The 20,009-nt window shown below is 69.8% G+C and carries 20 protein-coding genes; 10 read left to right on the top strand and 10 right to left on the bottom strand.

Annotation, left to right across the window (positions count from 1 at the left end):
- Positions 1 to 47 precede the first annotated feature (47 nt).
- The 7 genes from ABC766_RS15580 to ABC766_RS15550 form a co-directional block, all read right to left on the bottom strand.
- Positions 48 to 995 (bottom strand): glycosyltransferase family 2 protein, encoded by a 948-nt coding sequence (locus ABC766_RS15580; protein WP_043379183.1) that lies wholly within the window; start codon positions 993 to 995, stop codon positions 48 to 50.
- A gap of 87 nt (positions 996 to 1,082) precedes the next feature.
- On the bottom strand, positions 1,083 to 1,883 hold the full coding sequence (locus ABC766_RS15575; RefSeq protein WP_274926467.1) for a polysaccharide deacetylase family protein: 801 nt from the start codon (positions 1,881 to 1,883) through the stop codon (positions 1,083 to 1,085).
- Positions 1,880 to 3,016 carry a DegT/DnrJ/EryC1/StrS family aminotransferase gene (locus tag ABC766_RS15570; protein WP_345822624.1) on the bottom strand — a complete coding sequence of 379 codons (1,137 nt, stop codon included), beginning with the start codon at positions 3,014 to 3,016 and terminating at the stop codon, positions 1,880 to 1,882. The genes ABC766_RS15575 and ABC766_RS15570 overlap by 4 nt, the downstream gene beginning before the upstream one ends.
- Positions 3,013 to 4,044: an NAD-dependent epimerase/dehydratase family protein gene (locus tag ABC766_RS15565; protein ID WP_043759825.1), complete on the bottom strand. Its 1,032-nt coding sequence runs from the start codon at positions 4,042 to 4,044 to the stop codon at positions 3,013 to 3,015. Before ABC766_RS15565 ends, ABC766_RS15570 begins: the two co-directional genes overlap by 4 nt.
- Positions 4,028 to 5,143: a DegT/DnrJ/EryC1/StrS family aminotransferase gene (locus ABC766_RS15560; RefSeq protein WP_043379175.1), complete on the bottom strand. Its 1,116-nt coding sequence runs from the start codon at positions 5,141 to 5,143 to the stop codon at positions 4,028 to 4,030. The genes ABC766_RS15565 and ABC766_RS15560 overlap by 17 nt, the downstream gene beginning before the upstream one ends.
- Positions 5,140 to 6,168, bottom strand: coding sequence for a Gfo/Idh/MocA family protein (locus ABC766_RS15555; RefSeq protein ID WP_043379174.1), 1,029 nt, complete (start codon positions 6,166 to 6,168; stop codon positions 5,140 to 5,142). Before ABC766_RS15555 ends, ABC766_RS15560 begins: the two co-directional genes overlap by 4 nt.
- Before the next feature lie 13 nt (positions 6,169 to 6,181).
- A complete protein-coding gene (locus tag ABC766_RS15550; RefSeq protein ID WP_075381125.1) occupies positions 6,182 to 6,730 on the bottom strand; it encodes an acyltransferase in 549 nt (182 codons plus the stop codon).
- Positions 6,731 to 7,105: 375 nt separating this feature from the next.
- On the opposite strand from ABC766_RS15550, the gene ABC766_RS15545 reads away from it, so the two are divergent.
- From ABC766_RS15545 to ABC766_RS15510, 8 genes are all read left to right on the top strand, one after another.
- Entirely contained in the window at positions 7,106 to 8,395 is a 1,290-nt protein-coding gene (locus ABC766_RS15545; RefSeq protein WP_043379172.1) for a polysaccharide biosynthesis/export family protein, read from the top strand.
- 92 nt (positions 8,396 to 8,487) lie between these two features.
- Positions 8,488 to 10,845, top strand: a complete 2,358-nt coding sequence (locus ABC766_RS15540) for a polysaccharide biosynthesis tyrosine autokinase (RefSeq protein WP_345822623.1) — start codon at positions 8,488 to 8,490, stop codon at positions 10,843 to 10,845.
- On the top strand, positions 10,842 to 12,077 hold the full coding sequence (locus ABC766_RS15535; protein WP_345822622.1) for a glucosyl transferase: 1,236 nt from the start codon (positions 10,842 to 10,844) through the stop codon (positions 12,075 to 12,077). The genes ABC766_RS15540 and ABC766_RS15535 overlap by 4 nt, the downstream gene beginning before the upstream one ends.
- Positions 12,078 to 12,772: 695 nt before the next feature.
- Complete coding sequence (locus ABC766_RS15530) at positions 12,773 to 13,600, top strand: LuxR C-terminal-related transcriptional regulator (RefSeq protein ID WP_043355160.1); 828 nt, start codon at positions 12,773 to 12,775, stop codon at positions 13,598 to 13,600.
- Positions 13,601 to 14,400: 800 nt separating this feature from the next.
- Entirely contained in the window at positions 14,401 to 14,622 is a 222-nt protein-coding gene (locus tag ABC766_RS15525) for a DUF6894 family protein (RefSeq protein ID WP_043355162.1), read from the top strand.
- A gap of 97 nt (positions 14,623 to 14,719) precedes the next feature.
- Positions 14,720 to 14,962, top strand: coding sequence for a hypothetical protein (locus ABC766_RS15520; protein WP_043355164.1), 243 nt, complete (start codon positions 14,720 to 14,722; stop codon positions 14,960 to 14,962).
- Between the two features lie 459 nt (positions 14,963 to 15,421).
- Complete coding sequence (locus tag ABC766_RS15515) at positions 15,422 to 15,727, top strand: hypothetical protein (protein ID WP_287089586.1); 306 nt, start codon at positions 15,422 to 15,424, stop codon at positions 15,725 to 15,727.
- Positions 15,728 to 15,921: 194 nt separating this feature from the next.
- Complete coding sequence (locus ABC766_RS15510) at positions 15,922 to 16,230, top strand: hypothetical protein (protein ID WP_287089587.1); 309 nt, start codon at positions 15,922 to 15,924, stop codon at positions 16,228 to 16,230.
- A gap of 31 nt (positions 16,231 to 16,261) precedes the next feature.
- Here ABC766_RS15510 and ABC766_RS15505 read toward each other — a convergent pair whose 3' ends face one another.
- A complete protein-coding gene (locus tag ABC766_RS15505; protein ID WP_345822621.1) occupies positions 16,262 to 17,287 on the bottom strand; it encodes a glycosyltransferase in 1,026 nt (341 codons plus the stop codon).
- Positions 17,288 to 17,489: 202 nt separating this feature from the next.
- On the opposite strand from ABC766_RS15505, the gene ABC766_RS15500 reads away from it, so the two are divergent.
- Positions 17,490 to 18,323 carry a family 16 glycosylhydrolase gene (locus ABC766_RS15500; protein ID WP_043355170.1) on the top strand — a complete coding sequence of 278 codons (834 nt, stop codon included), beginning with the start codon at positions 17,490 to 17,492 and terminating at the stop codon, positions 18,321 to 18,323.
- Between the two features lie 243 nt (positions 18,324 to 18,566).
- Here the strand turns inward: ABC766_RS15500 and ABC766_RS15495 are convergent, their stop codons facing one another.
- Together ABC766_RS15495 and ABC766_RS15490 are read right to left on the bottom strand one after the other, a co-directional pair.
- On the bottom strand, positions 18,567 to 18,797 hold the full coding sequence (locus ABC766_RS15495) for a hypothetical protein (RefSeq protein WP_043355172.1): 231 nt from the start codon (positions 18,795 to 18,797) through the stop codon (positions 18,567 to 18,569).
- Positions 18,798 to 18,851: 54 nt separating this feature from the next.
- Positions 18,852 to 19,589: a sugar transferase gene (locus ABC766_RS15490; protein ID WP_051045014.1), complete on the bottom strand. Its 738-nt coding sequence runs from the start codon at positions 19,587 to 19,589 to the stop codon at positions 18,852 to 18,854.
- A gap of 211 nt (positions 19,590 to 19,800) precedes the next feature.
- Between ABC766_RS15490 and ABC766_RS15485 the strand changes: the two genes are divergently transcribed.
- Positions 19,801 to 19,953 carry a hypothetical protein gene (locus tag ABC766_RS15485; protein ID WP_164706357.1) on the top strand — a complete coding sequence of 51 codons (153 nt, stop codon included), beginning with the start codon at positions 19,801 to 19,803 and terminating at the stop codon, positions 19,951 to 19,953.
- Positions 19,954 to 20,009 lie beyond the last annotated feature (56 nt).

Here is a 20,009-nt window from a genome sequence, read left to right as displayed (position 1 = left end):
GCGGGGGCGATCCCGCCGATCCCCGTGACGGCCCGGCTGGCGTCCGATCAGATCGGCCGATGCATCGAGGCCATCTGAACCAGCGCCCTTCGGCAATCCCGGCGCGCGACCAGATGATAGGTCGCGCGGACCGGGAAGACCCTCAGCGCTCCGACGATGGCCCTGAAGGCCCGGCGCTTCTGGCCGCGCGAGGCCGCGGCGATCATGATCGTGACGAAATACCAGTAAAAATGCTGCAGCGTGCCTTGATACGCCCTGAGGAACGCGAGGGGCGAGGGCCAGATACGCCATTCCGGCACACTATGCCTGAAGAAGACCAGCCGGTCGTAGGCAAGACGGTCGTACTGGATCGCGTCGTAGGTGCCGTGGGCGCGGCCGCGGAAGAGCATGCAGGGTGTCTCGACATAGCCCAGGGTCCGCCGGCGGGCGATACGGAGCTGCCAATCCAGGTCTTCTCCACCGATGAGCGTCTCGTCGAACAGACCCACCAAATCGCGGACGCGTCTGCGGACCACGAGCGTGCCCAGTTGAGGAAAGTAGCCGCTCAGCATGGTCCGAAGAAGCGCGTCGCCGACGCCCGGATGCCGTTCCGGCCAAGGGGCTGAGGGATTCTTCAGGTCCGGGTCCGTGCCGACGGCCTGCCCCAGAACGCCGTCCAAGGCGGGATCCGCATCGAGGACCGCAATCTGCGCACGCACATTCCCCGGAAGCCACGCGTCGTCATCGTCGAGGAAGGCGATGAAGTCGCCGGTCGCCAAACGCAGGCCCGCATTCCGTGCCGCGCTCGGCCCGCGGCGCTCCACCGCCACGTAGGTGGCCCCGAACGCCTCGGCGATCGCCCGGTTCTCGCACGCGCCCCCATTGTCCGCGACGAGAATTTCAAACGCGAGATCGCGATCTTCGAGGCGCCGGATGCTTGCGAGCGCACCGCGCAGAAGATGGGGCCGCCGGAATGTCGGCACGATGACCGAAACCAGCCTCGGACCGTCTTGCATCGGGGCGCCTCCCAGGCCGATGGATCTGCTGCGACATGACAGGGCAGTACGGCCTCGGACTGTTGGAGCACCCCGAGACGCCGGAGATCAGACCCATTCTTCCCACGCATCGAAGGCGCCGCGCAGCAGGGCCTGGAAGATCAGATCATGGTCGAAGCAGGTGACGAAGGTCCGCCCCACGGTGCCCTCAGGTTTGGTCTCCTCCGCCTGCGCATAGAGGGTCCGGTAGCCGGCCTCGCGGGCCGCCTGTTGGGCGAAGGGCGTCCAGTTCATCGATTGACCGAGCGGGATCGCGAAGCTCGCCGGAGCGACGCCCAGGCGCCGCGCGATGATGGCCCGGGAGACGACGAGTTCCTCGACGGTCCGATCCGTGTCGAGGCGCCCGAAATCCGGGTGCGTCACCGAGTGGCTGCCGATCTCGACCCCGGCCGCAGCGAGCGCCTCGATGGCGCGCCAGTCCAGGATGCCGCGCGGCCCGGTCTCGGGCCGGTCCAGCCAGCCTGCCACGATGAACAGGGTCCACGGGATCCCGTAATCACGCAGGATCGGGGCCGCCGCGCTCAGCACGCTGTGCCAGCCATCGTCGAAGGTGATGGCGAGGTCGCGGGCGCCGCCGCGTCCCTCGGCGATGGCGGCCGCCGGCACGAAGCGGTAGCCCAGACGGAGCGCCCGCTCGATCTGATGCCGGAAGCGCCCGGGGGCGACGTCGTTGACGCCGCATTCCGGCTGGCCCACCGAGTGGTAGCAGAGGATGCGCCCGCCCGGCAGGGCCCGACGCCGGCGGCCGAGGGCGAGCGTCGTGCGCTCGCAGGCCATCCGGGCGGCGGCGACGCGCGGGCGCGTCAGGCCGACCGTCCGGGCGAGGCTCTTGACCGGTGCGGGGATCATCGCAGGGCGGCGCGCAGGCCGTCGGCGACCTGATCCTGCGCCGCCTCCGTCATCGCCGCGTAGAGCGGCAGCAGGATCGCGTGGTCGCGGGCCCGCTCGGATTCCGGCAGCGCGAACCGCCGCGGCGCCTCGGCGTAGGGCGGCTCCAGATGCGCGCACATGATGCCCCGGCGGGTGGCGATGCCCCGGTCGAGCATCGCCTGCATGACCGCCTGCTGGTCCGCATCGTCCGGGAGGCGGACGCAGTAGCTCTGCCAGTTGCTGCGCAGCCCCATCGGCTCGGGCGGCGGCGTCACCCCGGGGAGGTCGGCCAGCCGCACGCGGTAGCCGTCGGCGAGGTCGCGGCGCCGGGCGATCAGGTCGGGCAGCCGCTTCAGCTGCTCCCGGCCGATGGCCGCCTGCACGTCGGTCATCCGGTAGTTGAAGCCCGCGATGGCGTACTCCTCGACCACCACCCGGGCGCTGCCGTGGCGGGCGATGTCGGAGACGCTCATCCCGTGCTGGCGCAGCAGCCGGAAGGTCCGGTCCCACGCGGCGTTGGCGGTGGTGATCATGCCGCCGTCGCCGGTGGTCAGCACCTTGCGCGGGTGGAACGAGAAGCAGGCGATGTCCCCCGCCGGGCTGCCGATCGGCCGCCAGACGTCGCCCTGGAGCCGCTCGGAGCCGATGGCGCAGGCCGCGTCCTCGATCACCGGGATGCCGGACCGGCGCCCGATCGCCACGATCGCCTCCAGGTCGCAGGGCATGCCCATCTGGTGGACGCAGACGATGGCCTTCGTCTTCCCGGTGACCGCCGCCGCGGCGGCGTCCGGGGCCATGTTGTAGGTCGCCGGGTCGATGTCGACGAAGATCGGCGTCGCCCCGCACTGGGCGATGGCGTTGGCGGTGGCGATGAAGCTGTGGCTCACCGTCACCACCTCGTCGCCGGGGCCGACCCCGACGGCGAGGAGCGCGAGATGCAGCGCGGTCGTGCAGTTCGAGACCGCGCAGGCATGGGGCGCGCCGACGATCGCGGCGAACTCCGTCTCGAAGGCCGCGACCTGCGGCCCCTGGGTCAGCCATCCGGAGCGGACGACGGCGGCGGCGGCCTCGGCCTCGGGGTCGCCGACTTCGGGCTTGGCGATCGGGATCATGCCAGCGCCCGCCGCAGGTGTTCCGAGCGGGACTCGTCCTGCCACCAGGCGACGAGGTCGGCGAGGCCCTCGGCCGCCCCGATCTTCGCCTCGAAGCCGATCAGCGCCTTGGCGAGGCTCGTGTCGCAGAGGCGCCGGGGCACCGGGTTCACGGCCCGCTCGGCCTCGTGGATCAGCGGCGTGCCGTCCCGGCCCATGATCCGGGTGAGGTGGCCGGCGAGGTCGACCAGCGAGGTCTCGACGCCGGTGCCGACGTTGAGCACCACGTCGGTGGCCGGCGAGATCGCCGACAGGATGTTGGCCCGGGCGATGTCGCGGACATGGACGAGGTCCATGGTCTGCAGGCCGTCGCCGAAGACGATCGGCGACTGGCCCTCGGCCAGGCGCTGCATCCAGCGGACCATGACCTCGGTGTAGCGGCCGGTCAGGTCCATCCGCGGGCCGTAGGCGTTGAAGTACCGGAGCGCGACGTAGTCCAGCCCGTACATGTCGTTGAACGAGCGCAGCAGACCTTCGCCGAAGGACTTGGCGGCGCCGTACAGGGTCCGGTTGTCGTAGGGGTGGTGCTTCTCGGTCGTCGGGAAGACCTCCGCCATCCCGTAGACCGAGGCCGAGGAGGCCATCACCACCTTGGCGACGCCGGCCTCGACGCAGCTCTCAAGCAGGTTGAAGGTCGCGGCGGCCATCACCTCGAAGGCGTGGCGCGGCTCCGCGGCGCATTGCGTGATCCGCAGGGCCGCCTGGTGGAACACCACGTCGGTGCCTTTGACCAGCGTGTCCATCAGGGCGCGGTCGCGGATGTCGCCCTGGACGAGGCGGACGCGGCCGGAGCCGAGGGCGTCCCCGAGATTCTCGGGGCGGCCGCGGATCATGTTGTCGATGGCCACGATCTCCTCGCAGCCGGCCTCGACCAGCAGGTCGATGATGTGCGAGCCGATGAAGCCCGATCCGCCGGTGACCAGGATCCGGGTCCCGCGCAGGTCGCCGCTGAAGCGGCTTCCCTTGGTGACCTCACGCAGCTTGGGCATCGGCGACCTCGCAGTAGCTCGCGACGGCCCGGCAGACGGTGTCGATCTGCGCGGACGTCATCTCGGGGAACATCGGGAGGGACAGGGTCCGGGCGGCCAGCCGCTCGGTGACCGGCAGGCGGCCGGCGCCGTCGTCGAGGTGGCTGTAGGCGGGCTGCCGGTGGACCGGGACGGGATAGTGGATGCCGGTGGCGATGCCGGCCGCGTTGAGGTACTGGCGCAGCCCCTCGCGGTCCGCCGTCGACACGGCGTAGACGTGGAACACGTGGTCGAGCCCGGCGGGCGCCGGCAGCTCCAGGCCGAGGCCCGCGAGCCGGGCGCCGTACTCCGCCGCCACCGCCTGGCGGGCGCGGGTCCAGCCCTCCAGGTGCGGGAGCTTGACCCCCAGCACCGCGCCCTGGACGCCGTCCATGCGCAGGTTGAAGCCGTGGCGGACGTGGTTGTACTTGCCCTGCTGGCCCCAGTCGCGCAGGCAGCGGGCCGCCGCGGCGAGGTCGTCGCGGTCCGTGACGATGGCGCCGCCCTCGCCGTAGGCCCCGAGATTCTTGCCGGGATAGAAGCTGAAGCAGCCGATATCCCCGATCGTGCCGGCCTTGCGGCCGCCGCGCTCGGCGAGATGCGCCTGGGCGGCGTCCTCGACGAGGGCGAGCCCGTGGCGCCGGGCGATGGCGCCGAGCGCGTCGAGATCGGCCATCCGGCCGTGGAGGTGCACCGGCAGGATCGCCTTGGTGCGGGGCGTGATCGCCGCCTCGACCAGGGCCGGGTCCATGGTCCAGGTGACCGGGTCGATGTCGACGAGGACCGGGGTGGCCCCGGCATACAGGACCGCCGCGACCGTCGCCACGAAGGTCGACGAGACCGTGATCACCTCGTCGCCCGGGCCGATGTCGAGGGCGAGGAGGGCGAGGTGCAGGGCCGCGGTGCCGCTGCTGACGGCGACCGCGTGGCGGGCGCCGCAGGCCTCGGCGAAGGCCGTCTCGAAGGCGCTGACCGCCGGGCCGAGGACGAAGTCGCCGCTGCGCAGGACGTTGAGGATTGCGGTCTCGACGTCGCCGCCGATCGCCGCGTACTGCGCCTTGAGGTCGAGGAAGGGGATCACGAGGCCCTCGCAAGTGGCATGAGGTCGATGGGGGCGCCGTTCTGGCGCAGGGAGCGCATGGCGGCTTCGAGCATCTCGACGACGCGCAGGCCGCTGTGGCCGTCGGTCATGGGCGCGGTGCCGTTCTCGATGGAATCGGCGAAGTGCTCGATCTCGACGATCAGCGCCTCGCGGAAGGACAGGTGCGGCGACCACATGTCGCCGGTCCGGTAGGAGACCATCAGCTCGGTGATGTCGTCCGAGCCGCCGCCGACCGTGACGCCGCGGTCGTAGACCTTGACCTTCTCGATCGGGTCGAGGTCATTGTAGACGATCATCTTCTTGCTGCCGCCGATCAGCGTCTGCCGCACCTTCACGGGCGCGAGCCAGTTGACGTTGATCTGCGCGACCACGCCGCGCGGGTAGAAGACGGTCAGGTGGGCCATGTTCTCGGGACGGCCGCTGAAATGGCCGGTGCCGCTCGCCGAGATCGCCACCGGGGCGAGGTCCAGGATGTGGTCGAGGATCGCGAGGTCGTGGACCGCCAGGTCCCAGATCACGTTCACGTCGCGCTGGAACAGGCCGAGGTTCACCCGGGTCGAGTCGTAGTAGAACACGTCGCCGATGGCGTCGGTCGTGACGAGCTCGTGGATCTTCTCGACCGCACCCGTGTAGACGAAGGTGTGATCGACCATCAGCCTCAGGTTGCGCTTGGCTGCCTCCTCGATCAGCAGCCGGGCCTCGAAGGCCGAGGGCGTGATCGGCTTCTCGATGAAGACGTGCTTGCCGGCCCGGAGCGCGTTGATGGCGATCTCGAAATGCGAGCTCACCGGCGTCGCCACCATGACGGCGTCGATCGCGGGATCGGCCACGAGGTCGCGCCAGTCCTGATGGAGCTGGACGGCGGGGTAGCGCTTGCCGGCCCGTGCGAGCGCGGCGGGCGACTGGTCGGCGATGGCCACCAGCTGGCAGCGCTCGCTCTCCGACGTGCACCGGGCGAGGTTCGGCCCCCAGTAGCCGTATCCGACGATACCGATCGAGATCATGAGTGCATTCCCCTCAAGCAATCTGCAGAGGCTCGGCCGGCTCGGGCCGCGGCGACTGGACGGAACGGGCGCGCGCGGCGCTTTCGGCGCGCTTGGTGCGCGTGTCCCCGACGACCCGCGCGGGGCATCCGGCGACGATGGCGAAGGCCGGGACATCCCGGGTGACGACGGCGCCGGCGCCGACCAGGGCGCCCTCGCCGATGGTGATCCCCGCCACGATGGTGGCGTTGGAGCCGATGGAGGCGCGGGCCTCGACCACGGTCTCGACGAGCTCCCACTCGCCGTCCCGCTTCAGGCTCCCGTCCGCGTTGGTGGCTTCCGGGTAGAGCTCGTTGGTGAAGACCACGCCGTGGCCGACGAACACCTCGGCCCCGATCGAGACGCCCGCGCAGATGAAGCTGTGCGAGGAGATCTTGCAGCGCGGGCCGATATGGCTGCCGCGCTGGATCTCCACGAACGGGCCGATGCGCGAGCCGTCTTCGATTCGACATCCATAAATATTGACCAGATCTGGGTACAATATGCCCACATCAGAACCAATATTGACATCATTAATCGGCATACCGGTCGCTCCACCCGCCGAATTTCCGTGCGGTAAAGCTGCACAGAGCTGCAGGTGGCCGGGAACCCAGGCTTTCGATGTCGTTCGTCCGTCGAAAGGCGAATAGCGTCTGCCCGATGCTGCCGGCCGTCGCGATCCGGCGGCGCTCCGGTCGCCGCGCCTACGCCGAAAGGCGGGGATCCTGCCCCGACGGGACGGCGCCGGCCCACCTTTTGGAGGAGTCCCGGCGGACTTTGCCGTTACGCATCATGCCGCCTCAGCCACCCATAAGCCCGTGAGGCCGACGCGCGGTTCGCCGCTCGATGGCCACGCCCGGACATGGCAGCGCATTCGAGGGGACGACGCGTGTCGAGGATTCTGGCGAAGACTGAGCCTATGCCTGCCGGATATCGGTCCGCCGTCACCCGGCGCGCCTCCCGAGCCGGCATCATGGCCTGCCTGCTCGCCCTGTTCACGGTCCCCGCGGCGGCGGAGTACCGGATCGCCCCCGGGGACACGATCGAGGTGTCGGCCCTGAGCCTCCCGAACTTCAAGCAGGAATCCACGGTCTCGACCGATGGCGCCCTCATGGTCCCGCTGCTCGGGGACGTGCCGGCCGCCGGCCTGACCCTCGCGGAGCTGCGCCGGAACCTGCAGAAGACCCTGGCCGCCAAGGCGGTGCGGCAGCGCGGCCCGGACGGCAGGGAAACGATCGCCGTGATCGAGCCGGACGAGATCGGCGTGCGGGTCGCGAAGTACCAGCCGATCTACCTGAGCGGCGACGTGACCAAGCAGGGCGAGCACCCGTTCCATCCGGGCATGACCGTCCGGCAGGCGGTCGCCCTCGCGGGCGGCTACAATCTCCTGCGGTTCCGGATGGAGAACCCGATCATCGAATCCGCGAACCTGCGCGCCGACTACGATGCGACCTGGGCGAGCATCGCGCGGGAGAATGCGACGATCTGGCGCCTGAAGGCGATCATCGCCGCGCCGCGGGACAGGAGCGCCCCGGCCGCGGACCCGCAGGCCGCCTCGGGCGGCCGCCCGACACCGGCGCAGAAGCTCGCCGAGCAGCAGCTCCGGATCCAGCTGACCGACATCGCGAAGGAGAAGGAGCATCTGCAGCGCTCCCTCGCCCGGGCCCAGACGCAGTACGCGAATCTCAGCGAGCAGCAGGTCAAGGAGAAGGAGGGCGTCAACGCCGATGCCGAGGAGTACGACACGGTGCGTGCTCTGTTCCAGCGCGGCGCGGTGGTCACCACGCGGCTGACCGACGCCCGGCGGGCGGTGCTGCTCTCCTCGACCCGCGCCCTGCAGACGACGGTCCAGCTCACCCAGCTCGACCGTGACAAGAGCGACGTCGCCCGCAAGCTCGAGCGGGTCGAGGACCTGCAGGCCATGGACGCCCTGGAGAAGCTCCAGGCCGCGGAGAGCAACCTGTCGGCACTTCGCTCGAAGCTGAACAGCATCAACGACAAGCTCGTCTACACCGGCGCCCTGCGGGCCCAGCTCCTATCCGGAAGCCGGGCGCAGGCCGCGATCTCGGTCTTCCGCCAGGGCAGCACGTCCCGGACCCAGCTCGACGCCGCCGAGGACATGGAGCTTCAGCCGGGCGACGTCCTGGAGGTCGCGCTCAAGCCGGATCCCACCCTGCGGGGCATCGGTGACGGAGCCGGCCAGAACTGACGCCCCCCGGTTCGGCACCCCATGGGCCGAGCCGACATCCCCTTCGACAGAGAGCGCTCCGAGGCGGTGTCCGCCGCGGTGAGGAGAGAGCCATGAACCGACACTCGACCAGCGCGTCCTTCCTGCCGATCGGTGCGGCCCGCGCCGGTGGGACGGGCCCCTGGCGCAGCCTGCCGTTCTCGTCCGAGGCGGAGGCGCAGGTCTCCATCCTGACGATCGCCCGGCAGAACTGGCGGTCGATCCTGGTCTTCGCCACCATCGGCCTGGTCTGCGCCGGATTCTACGTCGCGACCGCGCCCGCGATCTTCACGGCCCGGACGCGCATCTACATCGAGAGCCGCACCAGCCCGGTGACGGCCCGCGACACGCCCAATGCCGGGGCCCCGCTCGAGATCGCCGAGGTCGAGAGCCAGGTCGAGTACATACGCTCGGAGAAGATCGCGCTGGCCGCCGTGCGCCGGCTCGGCCTCCCCCCCCTGCAGGACCTCGCGGTGCCCTCGCACCCGCTGGTGGCGAAGATCCGTGAGGTCGTGAAGGCCCTCAAGGCGCTCCCCCATCGATTGATCGGCACCGAGCCGCCGGTCCGGGAGACTGCCCCCGTGAGCCCGGAACTGAGCCAGGCACGGACCCTCCGGGAGAACGTGGAGGCCAACCGCATCGGCGCGGCCTACGTCATCGAGGTCGGGTACAGCGCCGACAACCCGACCACCGCCGCCGCCGTCGCGAACGCGGTGGCCGAGGCCTATGTCAGCACCGAGCTGGAGAACCGGGCCCAGATCTGGAAGGTCGCCGGCGAGTGGATGCTGCCGCGGCTGAAGGAACTCCAGCAGCGCGCCAGCCAGGCCTCGCGCGAGGCCCAGACCTACAAGGCCGAGCACACCATCATCGACCTGGGCAAGCGCGGCCTCGTGGGCGAGCAGCAGGTGGAAGAGCTCAACACCGCCGTGGCCGCGGCCCGCGCCAAGACCATGGATGCCCGGGCGGTGCGCGACCAGATCCGCGGGCTCCTCGATTCGGACATCGCCGATCCCGGGATCACCGAGGCCTTCAAGGATAGCGTGATCATCCAGCTGCGCCGGCAATATGTCGACCTCGTGCAGCGCGCCGACGACCTGAAGCGCCGGCTCGGCCCCGACCACGAGGCGGTCCAGGCGATCCAGCGGGACATTCAGGCGGCCAAGCAGTCGCTGCGCACCGAACTCGAGCGCCTCGCCATGTCCCTGGACCACGATTACGAGGTCGCCAAGGCACGCGAGGACAGCATGACGGCGGCCTTCGACGCCCTGATCTCGAAGACGCTGATCATGAGCAATGCCCGGGTCAAGGCGAAAGAACTCGACCGCACCGCCGAGACCTACGACCAGATCTACACGAACCTGCTCCAGCGCTACATCGACGCCGTCAACCAGCAATCCTATCCGCAGCCCTCCGCCCACGTGATCACGCCGGCGACCGTGCCGGAGGCTCCGAGCGCGCCCCGCGGCAGCCTGATCCTGCTCCTCGGCCTCTTCGTCGGCACCGGGTTCGGGGTGAGCAGCGCCTTCGCACGGCACTGGTTCGACCGGACGATCCGCTCGCCCCGGCAGCTCACCGGCCACGGCCTGACCTGCCTCGCCGCTCTCCCCGAGCTGCGGCGCGAGCCGGGCTTCCGGGCCGCCCTGGCGCTGGCTCAGGCCCATGCCAGCGAGGCGCAGCGCCCGGCCAATGTCGAAGCGTTCAAGGCGAGCGCGGTGCGGTTCATGCCCCAATCGGTCTTCGTCGAGCGCCTGCACAGCCTGAAGGCCCATGTGCTGGGCAGCGATCGCCGCGGTGCGGTCTTCGCGATCGGCGTCACCTCGGTGGGGTCCGGCGCGGGCAAGACCCTGTTCGCGAGCAATTTCGGTCAGCTCCTCGCCCGCGTCCGGTCGAGCGCCGGGCGGGTGCTGGTGATCGACGCGGACGTCAGGCGGGCGACGCTCTCGCAGATCAACCGGGCCACGGACCAGCGCGGCCTGCTCGATGTGCTCGCCGGCCGCTGCTGCGCCACGGAGGCGGTCCGGCCCCAGCCCGGGGAAGTCCGCCTGCTCGCCTGCGGGAACCGCCACCCGAACGACCCCCATTTCAGCGACCTGATGACCCCGGAAGGCGTCGCGTCGGTCGTCGGGGACGAGCGCACCACCCTCGACCGCGTCGTCGTCGATCTGCCGCCGGTGGACGAATTGCCCACGCTTCAGCCGCTCCTCGACAGCCTCGACGGCCTGATCATCGTGGTGGAGGCGGGGCGGACGAGCATCGACGAGGTCGCCGCCGCCGTCCACGATCTCGAGTCGAGCGGCAGCACCGTCCTGGGCATCGTGCTCAACAAGACGAGCGACGGGACGACGGTCCGGCGCGGCGGCCTCAGGAGCGCGCTCCGGCGCTGGGCCACGGCCCCGCGGCGGCCCCACGACGCAACCCAGGCGGCTCTGTGATCGGCCCGCTCAGCCGGGGCATCGGCCGGACCTCGGCCTTCGGGCCGGGCGCGGCCACCGCGCCCCCGGCGGTCGCGAACCCGAAGACCGTGCCCGGCCGTCGGGTCGCCTTCTTCGGCCACGATCTGGCCGAGCCGACGGTCCGGAAGCGGGTCGATGCCATCCGGGAAGCCGGCTGGTCCGTGGTCGTCTACGCCTTCGAGCGGGCCCGACCCGGCGGCGCAGCCACGCCCCGGGAGGCGGACGACGCCGTCCCGCTCGGCTGGACCGTCGACCGGAACTACGCAAGCCGGCTGCCACGCCTCGCCCTCGGCATCCTCCGCGCCCTGCGCCGCGGGCCCGACCTGCGCGCGGCGGACGTGATCTACGTGCGCAACCTCGACATGGCCCTCGTGGCCTGGACCTCTTCACGCCTCGCCGGAAGCCGCGCGCGCCTCGTCTACGAGGTGCTCGACATCCAGCGACTGATGGTCCGGCCGGACGCCCCGGGGCGGATCGCCCGCACGGTCGAGCGCTGGCTCCTCCGCCGCAGCGCCCTCCTCGTCGTGAGCGCACCGGACTTCATCGACCGGTACTTCCGGCCCGTCCAAGGCTTCGCCGGCGCGTGGCATCTGCTGGAGAACAAGGTCATGGGCCATCGCCTCGGCGAGGTGGCGGACCGGCTCGATCGCACCCGCGCGGCTGAGCCGCCCTGGGTGATCGGCTGGTTCGGGACGCTGCGCTGCCGCAGGAGCCTGACGCTTCTCGCCGCCATTGCCGACGCCCTCGGCGACTCGGTGCGGATCGTCCTGGCCGGGCGTCTCTCCGAGGAGGACATAGCCCCGCACATGCTGGCCGAAACCCTGGACGGCCGTGCGAACATGGCGTTCCGCGGTCCTTACGCCAATCCCCGCGATCTCCCCGAGATCTACAGCGGGGTCCACTTCAGCTGGGCCGTCGATTACCTCGACGATGGACTGAATTCGGACTGGCTGCTGCCGAACCGGCTCTACGAGGGCGGCCTGTGCGGGGCGCTGACGCTTGCGCGCGCCTCGACCGCCACCGGGCGCTACGCGGTCGCCGAAGGGCTCGGCTGGGCCTTCCCCGAGCCGCTCGCGGATTCCGTGACGGCGTTCCTGCGGACGCTGACGCCCGCCGTCTACGCGCAGCGACACGCCCGCCTGCTCGCCTGCGACCTCGCCACGTTCGTCGATGTCGGCGGCATGCGCGATCTCCTGGTCCGGATGGACTGAAAAGGCCTCTTCAGAGCAGTCCGGGCATCGCATTTCCGGCGCGCAGGCGCGGGCTGATTCGCCCGCCGCGCGGGGCGGCACGCCCAGCCGCGCCGCGGATCCGGATGCCCTGCCATTCGGTACCGCAGCGTACCCATGAAATCAGTACTCGACTCAAAACAGCCCCAACAAACACCCACATATGTTGCATTTTAGCCTCATCATTTGACACCGAATCGCATTGGGGCGAATACTTGCAATCGAATACCTGAAGCGCATTCGGATCATCGAAATCGGTTCGAAAGCCAAGCCAAACGCCTTAGCAATAAGCGGAGACAAGCAAAGCAAAGTTTGATCATTCAGAAAATCGATGAACGATGGACTACATTCGCAAAGATCTTGAGACCGATCGCTGCCCGACGACAAACGACCTTGCGAATGCACATCTCGATCAGTCTAAGAACCGGCTATCAAACAAATCACCCTGTACGTACGTAGTGAGCGATGATTGTATTTAGAGAAGAAATTTAGGCAGTTAATTTCATACAGGGTATTTACAGGCGATTTTACGAAAGTTAGCATTGTATCCGTGGTCATCGGCCATCGCCCCAGACGACCGGAGCGACCGCGTATCTCAGTGTCACGCCGTCGGCGGGCTCATTGGGTACTCACGTCATCGCTGACAATGGACTTCCTTCGAAAGGAGGTAATTTCTCATGGCCAGTCTTGGTACTCGAGACGCGCTCATCATCGTTGAGCGGGACACGGCCGAGAGCCGCGGCGGCTTTTCGGGTGCACATGCCGGTGACAACCCGGCCGTCGTCGAGCAACGGGACCAGTCCCGGGGCCGCTCCAGCCGCATCGTGATCATCGATCGACGCCAGCTCGTCGGCCGATGCCTCGCCGCCTCGCTCAGCGAGGCCGACCGGGAGACTTCGTTCGAAGTCTTCGCGGACATCGAATCGTGGAAGCGTCAGACGCCCTTCGTTCCGGCGAGCGTGGTCGTCCTCTGTCGGCCGGACGGCAATCTGTCCGAGACCGAGTGGGCCGAGATCACCCGGGAGCTGACCTTCCTGCAGGGCGAGGCCGGCACGCCGCCGGTGGCGGTCATCTCGGACGGCGAGCACCTCGAGCAGATCGTGCGGATCATCAAGCTCGGGGTCAAAGGCTACATTCCGACGACGACCTCCGTCGATATCGCCTTGCAGGCTCTCCAGCTCGTGCAGGCCGGCGGCGTCTACATCCCGGCCGAGTGCCTCCTGCCCCTGCTGGCCAACATCAAGGTGGACGAGCCGGTCGAGGCCGGCGACGATGAGATCTTCTCGCCGCGGCAGCTCTGCGTGGCGCGGGCGCTGCGGAAGGGCACGCCGAACAAGATCATCGCGTATGAACTGAACATGTGCGAGAGCACCGTGAAGGTTCATGTCCGCAACATCATGAAGAAGCTCAAGGCCAAGAACCGGACGGAAGTCGCCTATCTGACGAACAAGTACTTCCTCCGGGAGGATTCGAGCCTGGCGAGCGTGAAGGCCCCCGCGGCCTGATCGCTCCCGGCGCCCCTCCCGCGGTCGCAGGGTGACCCCGGCGAGACCGCGATCCGGCGGCGCCAAGCAGGGCTTCACGGACTCCTCTCCGGTCGACGGCTTGATCGGCCCGGGAGGGGCCTCGTCAGCCTCGCTGCCGCTCAAGGCATCGGGCTCCTGAAGCGGACGGATCGCCGCCGCCTTGCCCCGGCGGGCGCGATCATCGGCGCAGATCCCGGCTCGCGCGGCGACGGGCCCCATTGTGGGCGAAGTCGAGATCGCTTCCCTGCCGGCCGCCCCACTCCGTCGCGGGCAGTTCGCGCAGCGTCTCGCCCGCCCCGTCGGGCATGCGGGCGCAGGACCGCACCGGAACTGGCCGCTTCGGCCGCTGGCGGGCCGCCGCCCGTCCAGGCATCGCGCACCCGGCCGCCGACCGCCTCCACCCGCATGCAGGGCCACGCCCGCCTCGCGCTTGGCGGCGCCCCGCAGCGCGGCGCCGGACGCGTCTCCCCGCCCCAGCCTGGGAGCCTGGGAGGCGCCGGCACGTCCGCGCAGGGCTCGACATCCCCCGTCCTTCGGTCCGCAGCCGTGCTGCCCCGACATCACCGTCCGGACATCGCGGGTGTCAGACGGCTACGCCCTTCGGCCTACGTCGAGCCATCCTTCGGCGATCCGGCGAAGATTGCGCACAGGCATCACCCGAATTGCCAAAGACGGCTGCTCTTTTCTGACCGCTTCATCTCAGGGCGCACGCGGCTAAGATGCGTGCATCGGGCTATAGCAGAGAACTCCCGAAAGAGTTCCGACCGAGGAGAATCCTGTTGGCGGCGCGTTTCTACTTCGAGATCGCAAATGCCGAGGAGACGATCCGCGACCTGGTCGGCGTCGAGGCCGCGGGCCTCGAGGAAGCCCTGATCGAGGCCCGCAGCGTGATCGCCGAGATGGCCGAGGAGATCACCGGAGGCGGCCGGGAACCGCTCTGGACCCTGCTCGTGCGCAACGAGGCCGGCTGGCTGGTCGGCCGGTTGCCCATCCGGAAATGACGGCACTGGCCGCACCCGCCGCCTCTGAGGCGCGCCTGTTAAGATATCGTTAACGGATCGTCTTGAGGATCGGGCCAGCCCTCGCACCGTGGCAGCCATGGCCGGAATGCCCCTCTCCTCGACCGACCCGCGCGCCGCCCTGCAGGCTGATGCCATGGCCGCCCAGATGGCGCTGGCCGCCGACGCCCTGCAGTTGCGCGGCGATATCGAGACGGCCGAATCGCTTCGCGCCATGGCGCGGCACAACCGGATCCTCGGACTCAAGCTGCGGGTCGAGCACGGTCTCGCGCCGCTCCCGAGCCGCGACCGCGTCCGGCGTCAGGGCAGCGCGACCCGCTGACGGTTCCGCCCGGAGCGACGCGGCACGCCCGGTTCCGCCCCCGTCGAGACAGGGCGTCCCGGGCACAGGCCCCCACGCCCGCACCGGCGCCGATTGCTCGCCGCGCCTTCACGGCCGGCGCCTGCCCCCGTCATGCGACGGGCCCGACCCTGATCGATGCCCCCGGGGCGGCCGATCCGCCGATCCGGCCATGCGGCGACCGTGCCGGTCTGCGCTGGCGGATCCGGGCTCTCCACGCGTGGCCGCCCGCCTCGCGCCCGATCCGGCCGAAGCGACACGCCGTGTCCTGGACAGTCCCCCCCCGCGGGCCAGCTCGGCCGGAAAGCGGTTCCGGGACGGTCGCGGTCCGAACGGGATGCGTGAAAGGCGCCATCCCATTGAAAAAATTCGACATGGCTGGCGTCGAATTGAGAATGTGATAGAGTAGCAGTTCAGCTTGCGACAGGAAATTCAGTCGTCGTGCCGGCGCCAGAAGCGGAAAATTCGGATATCAGCACAACCCTGGCGCTGGACATGGTCGGACGCGCCTATTTGGCCCTCGCCCTGCTCTATGAGACGGCTCATCCTGGCGAGTTCGGCGATGTTCAGCAGAAGATCCGCACGTTCGTCGAAGATAATTTCCGCATCATTCAAGAAACAAGCCGCAACGGAAGCCTGACAACCGGGACGGTCGACGACGCCGTTCAACTTGTGAACAGCGTCCTCGTTGAGGTTGAAAACAAGATTGCCACGATGATCCGGCCGACACGACATGTGCGCGGCTAGGCATAGACTTGACATAGGCTTGGCATAGACTTGCGCTGAGCTTGTCCGTTCCGCGACTGTTGCAGTCGAGCCATGGGCCTCCGCGAAATCGCCGTGCCGCACGCCGTGTCGAAAATTGCAATTGGCCTCAATATCGACAGATATAATTGAGCATGTTACCCGGACAAAAGGGCAGCAATAGAATATCAATCACGATGATATGCAGCGATGATTGTGATCGAGGCGCACGCAGCGCGGATGTCGCGCTCGAGGTCCTGATCCGGGCCTATCACGCTCTTGCGGTCGTCTACGAGTTGTCCAGCCCCGGTGCCTACGTGGCGCTCCATGGCAAGATGATGCCCTACCTGAAGGACAGCTTCCATCAGGGCGCGAAGCGGGACGCGGTCGATCCGAATCTGGACGCGGCGTTCTCGACCGCCCTCGAACGGGTCCGCTGCGCGCTGGACGACGTCTGCTCCGACGTGGCGGCCGTGCGCACCCGCAAGGCGGAGCGCGACCGCTGATCGGCCGGGCAGGCTCGGCCGGAGCCTGGGATCAGCGCACGGGCTCGAGGCGGCGCTCGGGCCCGAGGAGCAGGCGCGGCCGGATCTCCGGGTCCGGCGCGGCCGCGGGCACCAGGCGCGCGAGCTTGGCCGCCAGAGTCACCGACAGGATGTGCCGCCACGCCATGGGCGTGCCGAGCAGTTCCCTCACGGCCGCCGCGTAGCCCTGGGCGCGTCGCCGGTCGAGAACGCGCCGGTGTTGCCAGCGCTTGGCCGTCGCGGTCCGGTGAGCCCGGAGCGCCGCCCGGGCGTCCGGGGTGAGACCCGGCCGGTCCAGCATGGCGTCGTCGAAGGCCAGGATCGCCGCGAGATCGTCCGTCCGGTGCTGGGCGCTCAGCGAGTTCGCCCGTTCGACCGCCACATAGCCGCAGGGCGCCGTCACGGCGAACACCGCCCCGGCCGCCAGCGCCTCCACGTAGAGGGCGTAATCCTCCCCGAGGCGCAGGCGCACGTCGTAGCGCAGCCCCTGCCGCTCCAGGAATCCCCGCCGCATGACCGGCTTCAGGAAGCCGAGTTCGCGCCGGTACGCGCCGGGACGGGGGATGTTGCCGGCCACGAAGGTCGCGAGGGTGAGCCGCTGCGGCCGCCCGGGCCCGGTCACGAGGCCGGCGGCGGAGCCCGCCTCGCGGCCGCGGACCATGATGATGTCGTCGGCGATCAGGTCCCAGGTCCGGGGCGCGGACAGGAGCCGGCCGAGCCGGCCGTCGACGAAGTGGTCGTCGGCGTCGAGGATGCAGAGCAGCGGAGCGGTCGCGGCCGCGATGGCCCGGTTGCGGGCGGCCGCGGGTCCGACATTGACGGACAGCCGGATCAGCTTCAGGCGGCCCGAACCGTCGTCGGCCGCCGCGGCGGCCGCGCCGGTCCGGTCCGCGGAGGCATCGTCCACCACGATGACCTCCGCGACCTCCGGCTGCCGGAGCGCCGAGGCGATGGCGGTCGCGATCGTGTCCGCGGCGTCCCGGGCCGCGATGATGACGCAGACCTCCGGGACGGGGGACGGGGCCTGTAATCTGCGCACCGGACGACTCCGCGACTCTCGGGCCGGTCCGCGCCGCGGCCGGTCCGCCGCACGGTAGGACGGCTCCGCCGCGGGGCGCGAGATCGTCCGAAAGGAGAGGGAGCGCCCCGGCCCGGATCGTCCGAATGATCACCGGCCCGCGGCGCCCCCGTCGCTACGATCCGCACCGCCGCGATCGGGCGGCGAAGATAAGGACGCGCGCATGACGATCTGGTCCGGCCCGGTCCGCCGCCTCTGCGTGGCGGCGACGCTCCTCCTGCAAGCCCATCCCGGCAGCGCCGGCGAGACCGCCGCTCCGCCGGCCGGCGCCCCGGCCGAACAGGGCGGCGGATCCTTCGTCGAGACCTTCAACACCTTGAGCGACCGCCGCTGGTACATCTCGGACGGCTGGGCCAACGGCGACTGGCAGGGCTGCATGTGGTCGAAGCAGCGCGTCCGGATCGCGAAGCCCGGCGAACTGACGCTGGCCCTGGCGAACATCGCCTACAAGGAGCGCCCGTTCAGCTGCGCCGAGATCCAGACCCACGAGCGCTACGGCTACGGCACCTACGAGGTCCGGATGCGGCCCGGCGCCGGGTCCGGCATGGTCTCGGCGTTCTTCACCTACAACGGCCCCGAGAACGGCGACCGGCGCACGAACGACGAGATCGACTTCGAGTTCCTCGGCAAGGACACCGGCAAGGTCCAGCTCAACTACTTCGTCGGCGGCGTCGGCGGCCACGACAGCTTCGACCCGCTCGGATTCGACGCCGCGACCGCCACCGCCGACTACGCCCTCGAGTGGCTGCCCGACCGCCTGCGCTGGTACGTCAACGGACGCCTGCTGCGCGAGGTGCGCGCCGCGCCCGACCGGCCGCTCCCGTCGCATCCGGGCAAGATCATGCTCAGCGTCTGGTCGGGACAGGGCCAGGATTTCGCGTCCTGGCTCGGACCGACGGTCTATCCGGGACGGCCGGTCACCGCGCTGTTCGAGCGGGTGGCGTTCACCCGGATGGGCGATCCGTGCGGCTTCAAGGAATCGATCGTCTGCCGGTAGCGGCCCCCGTCGGTCGGCCTCGCCCCGGACACCGGACGGGGCGGAATCTTAACGTCTCCGCATCAGGCTCAGCCCGCGAATATGCCCGGAGCTGCGCGATGCATTGGTCGAGCCTCGTCATCGCCGCCTACGCCGCCGGATTCGTGGAGTTCTGGCGCCTCTGCATCGAGGCACCCACCGCCGAGGACGATGCGGCCTGACGTGCCCGCGTCGCCGCGGCGGCCCGGGCCGGCCCCGGGGGCGTCACCGCTGATTGGCGATGGGCCGCAGCAGCGCGCCGAGCAGAAAGGCCAGCTGGCCGCAGATCAGCAGCGCCGTACCGCGGCGCAGACACGCACCTGCGCTCAGGTTGTAGACGCAGAGGCCGTAGCCGACCTCCGCCGCCACGATCGGAACGAAGACCAGCAGCCGCCAGACCGAACCGAAGCGTCCGAGCATCACGCCCAGCAGGGCGTTGAGCATCATGCCCTTCATCGGCGTATTCCACGGTGTGCGCGGCGATTGGGACGCGGCCGCCAGGCCATGGCCCTAGCGGCTGCCGCGCTGGCTCAACACGGCCGGCACCGTCTTGAGCAGGATGCCGAGGTCGCGGGCGAGGCTCCACTGGCTGGCATAGGCGCAATCCAGGGCGACGCGCTCGGCGTAGCCCGTGTCGCTGCGCCCGGAGACCTGCCACAGGCCGGTCAGCCCCGGCGGAACCGAGAAGCAGGTGATGAAGTCGGCGCCGTAGCGGACGACCTCCGCCTGCACGATCGGCCGCGGACCGACGAGGCTCATCTCTCCGCACAGCACGTTCCAGAGCTGCGGCAGCTCGTCGAGGGAGGTCTTGCGCAGGACCTGGCCCAGCGCCGTCACGCGGGGGTCGTGCGTGAGCTTGTAGGACGCCTCCCACTCGGCCCGGGCCTCGGGATGCTCGGCGAAGTGCCGCGTCAGAACCGTGTCGCTGTCCGGCACCATGGACCGGAACTTCAGGCAGCCGAAGGGGCGCCCGTACCGGCCGAGGCGCTTGTGGCGGAAGATCGGCGACCGGCCGTCGCTCCCCCAGATCAGCAGGGCGATGAACAGCAGGAGCGGCAGCAGCAGGAGCAGGGCCGTCAGGGCGATGGTGGCGTCGAGGATGCGCTTCGTCACCCAGCTCGCCCTGAGGCCTGGGCCGGCCTGCACCGTCGCCGGCAACGTCTTGACCAAGGCCTCGTTGATCGTCTCGACCACATCCTGCGGCGTCGACGACTCGATCGGCGTCGGGGTCCCGGCCGGGCGCAACATGTCGGCTCCTTGACTCGAAGCGAGACGGGGTCCGAACCTGCGGAGCGGCGTGCGCGCCCGGCCGGTCCGGCCCGCGTCGCCGCAGCCGGCTTCGACGGCTGTCAGCCGGTCCGAAGGGGCGTCGATCGCAGGCGGAACCCTTGCGCCGACTCTGGGCCGGCGAGAGGTTCGGCAACAAGACGGCCGCCGATCCATCAATGGAGGTAAATCGTTGCTGGTCGTGCTGGTCTTCGCTGCGCTGATAGGAGGAGCGATCGGCTTCACACTGGTCCTGCCGAAGGGGATCCTGGTCGCGCTGCTGGCCGCCCAGGCTGCGGCGGCCGTTTCCGTCGGCCTCGTCGCCCTCCTCGCCCGGCGCCGCTGAGCGGCAAGACCGCTTTCGGGGAGCCCCGCTCCCCCGATCGAGGTAGGGACCTCCAG

The sequence above is a fragment of the Methylobacterium fujisawaense genome (genome assembly GCF_039619325.1).
Lineage (GTDB): Bacteria > Pseudomonadota > Alphaproteobacteria > Rhizobiales > Beijerinckiaceae > Methylobacterium > Methylobacterium fujisawaense.
This window is presented reverse-complemented; position numbering and strand designations above follow the sequence as displayed.

Bases quoted from the DNA above. Each gene is read 5' to 3' on its own strand.
- ABC766_RS15510 (WP_287089587.1), top strand. From the start codon at position 15,922: ATGATATGCAGCGATGATTGTGATCGAGGCGCACGCAGCGCGGATGTC.
- ABC766_RS15520 (WP_043355164.1), top strand. From the start codon at position 14,720: ATGGCCGGAATGCCCCTCTCCTCGACCGACCCGCGCGCCGCCCTGCAG.
- ABC766_RS15575 (WP_274926467.1), bottom strand. From the start codon at position 1,883: ATGATCCCCGCACCGGTCAAGAGCCTCGCCCGGACGGTCGGCCTGACG.
- ABC766_RS15540 (WP_345822623.1), top strand. From the start codon at position 8,488: ATGAACCGACACTCGACCAGCGCGTCCTTCCTGCCGATCGGTGCGGCC.
- ABC766_RS15490 (WP_051045014.1), bottom strand. From the start codon at position 19,589: ATGTTGCGCCCGGCCGGGACCCCGACGCCGATCGAGTCGTCGACGCCG.
- ABC766_RS15570 (WP_345822624.1), bottom strand. From the start codon at position 3,016: ATGATCCCGATCGCCAAGCCCGAAGTCGGCGACCCCGAGGCCGAGGCC.
- ABC766_RS15580 (WP_043379183.1), bottom strand. From the start codon at position 995: ATGCAAGACGGTCCGAGGCTGGTTTCGGTCATCGTGCCGACATTCCGG.
- ABC766_RS15500 (WP_043355170.1), top strand. From the start codon at position 17,490: ATGACGATCTGGTCCGGCCCGGTCCGCCGCCTCTGCGTGGCGGCGACG.
- ABC766_RS15495 (WP_043355172.1), bottom strand. From the start codon at position 18,797: ATGAAGGGCATGATGCTCAACGCCCTGCTGGGCGTGATGCTCGGACGC.
- ABC766_RS15555 (WP_043379174.1), bottom strand. From the start codon at position 6,168: ATGATCTCGATCGGTATCGTCGGATACGGCTACTGGGGGCCGAACCTC.
- ABC766_RS15550 (WP_075381125.1), bottom strand. From the start codon at position 6,730: ATGCCGATTAATGATGTCAATATTGGTTCTGATGTGGGCATATTGTAC.
- ABC766_RS15545 (WP_043379172.1), top strand. From the start codon at position 7,106: ATGCCTGCCGGATATCGGTCCGCCGTCACCCGGCGCGCCTCCCGAGCC.
- ABC766_RS15530 (WP_043355160.1), top strand. From the start codon at position 12,773: ATGGCCAGTCTTGGTACTCGAGACGCGCTCATCATCGTTGAGCGGGAC.
- ABC766_RS15565 (WP_043759825.1), bottom strand. From the start codon at position 4,044: ATGCCCAAGCTGCGTGAGGTCACCAAGGGAAGCCGCTTCAGCGGCGAC.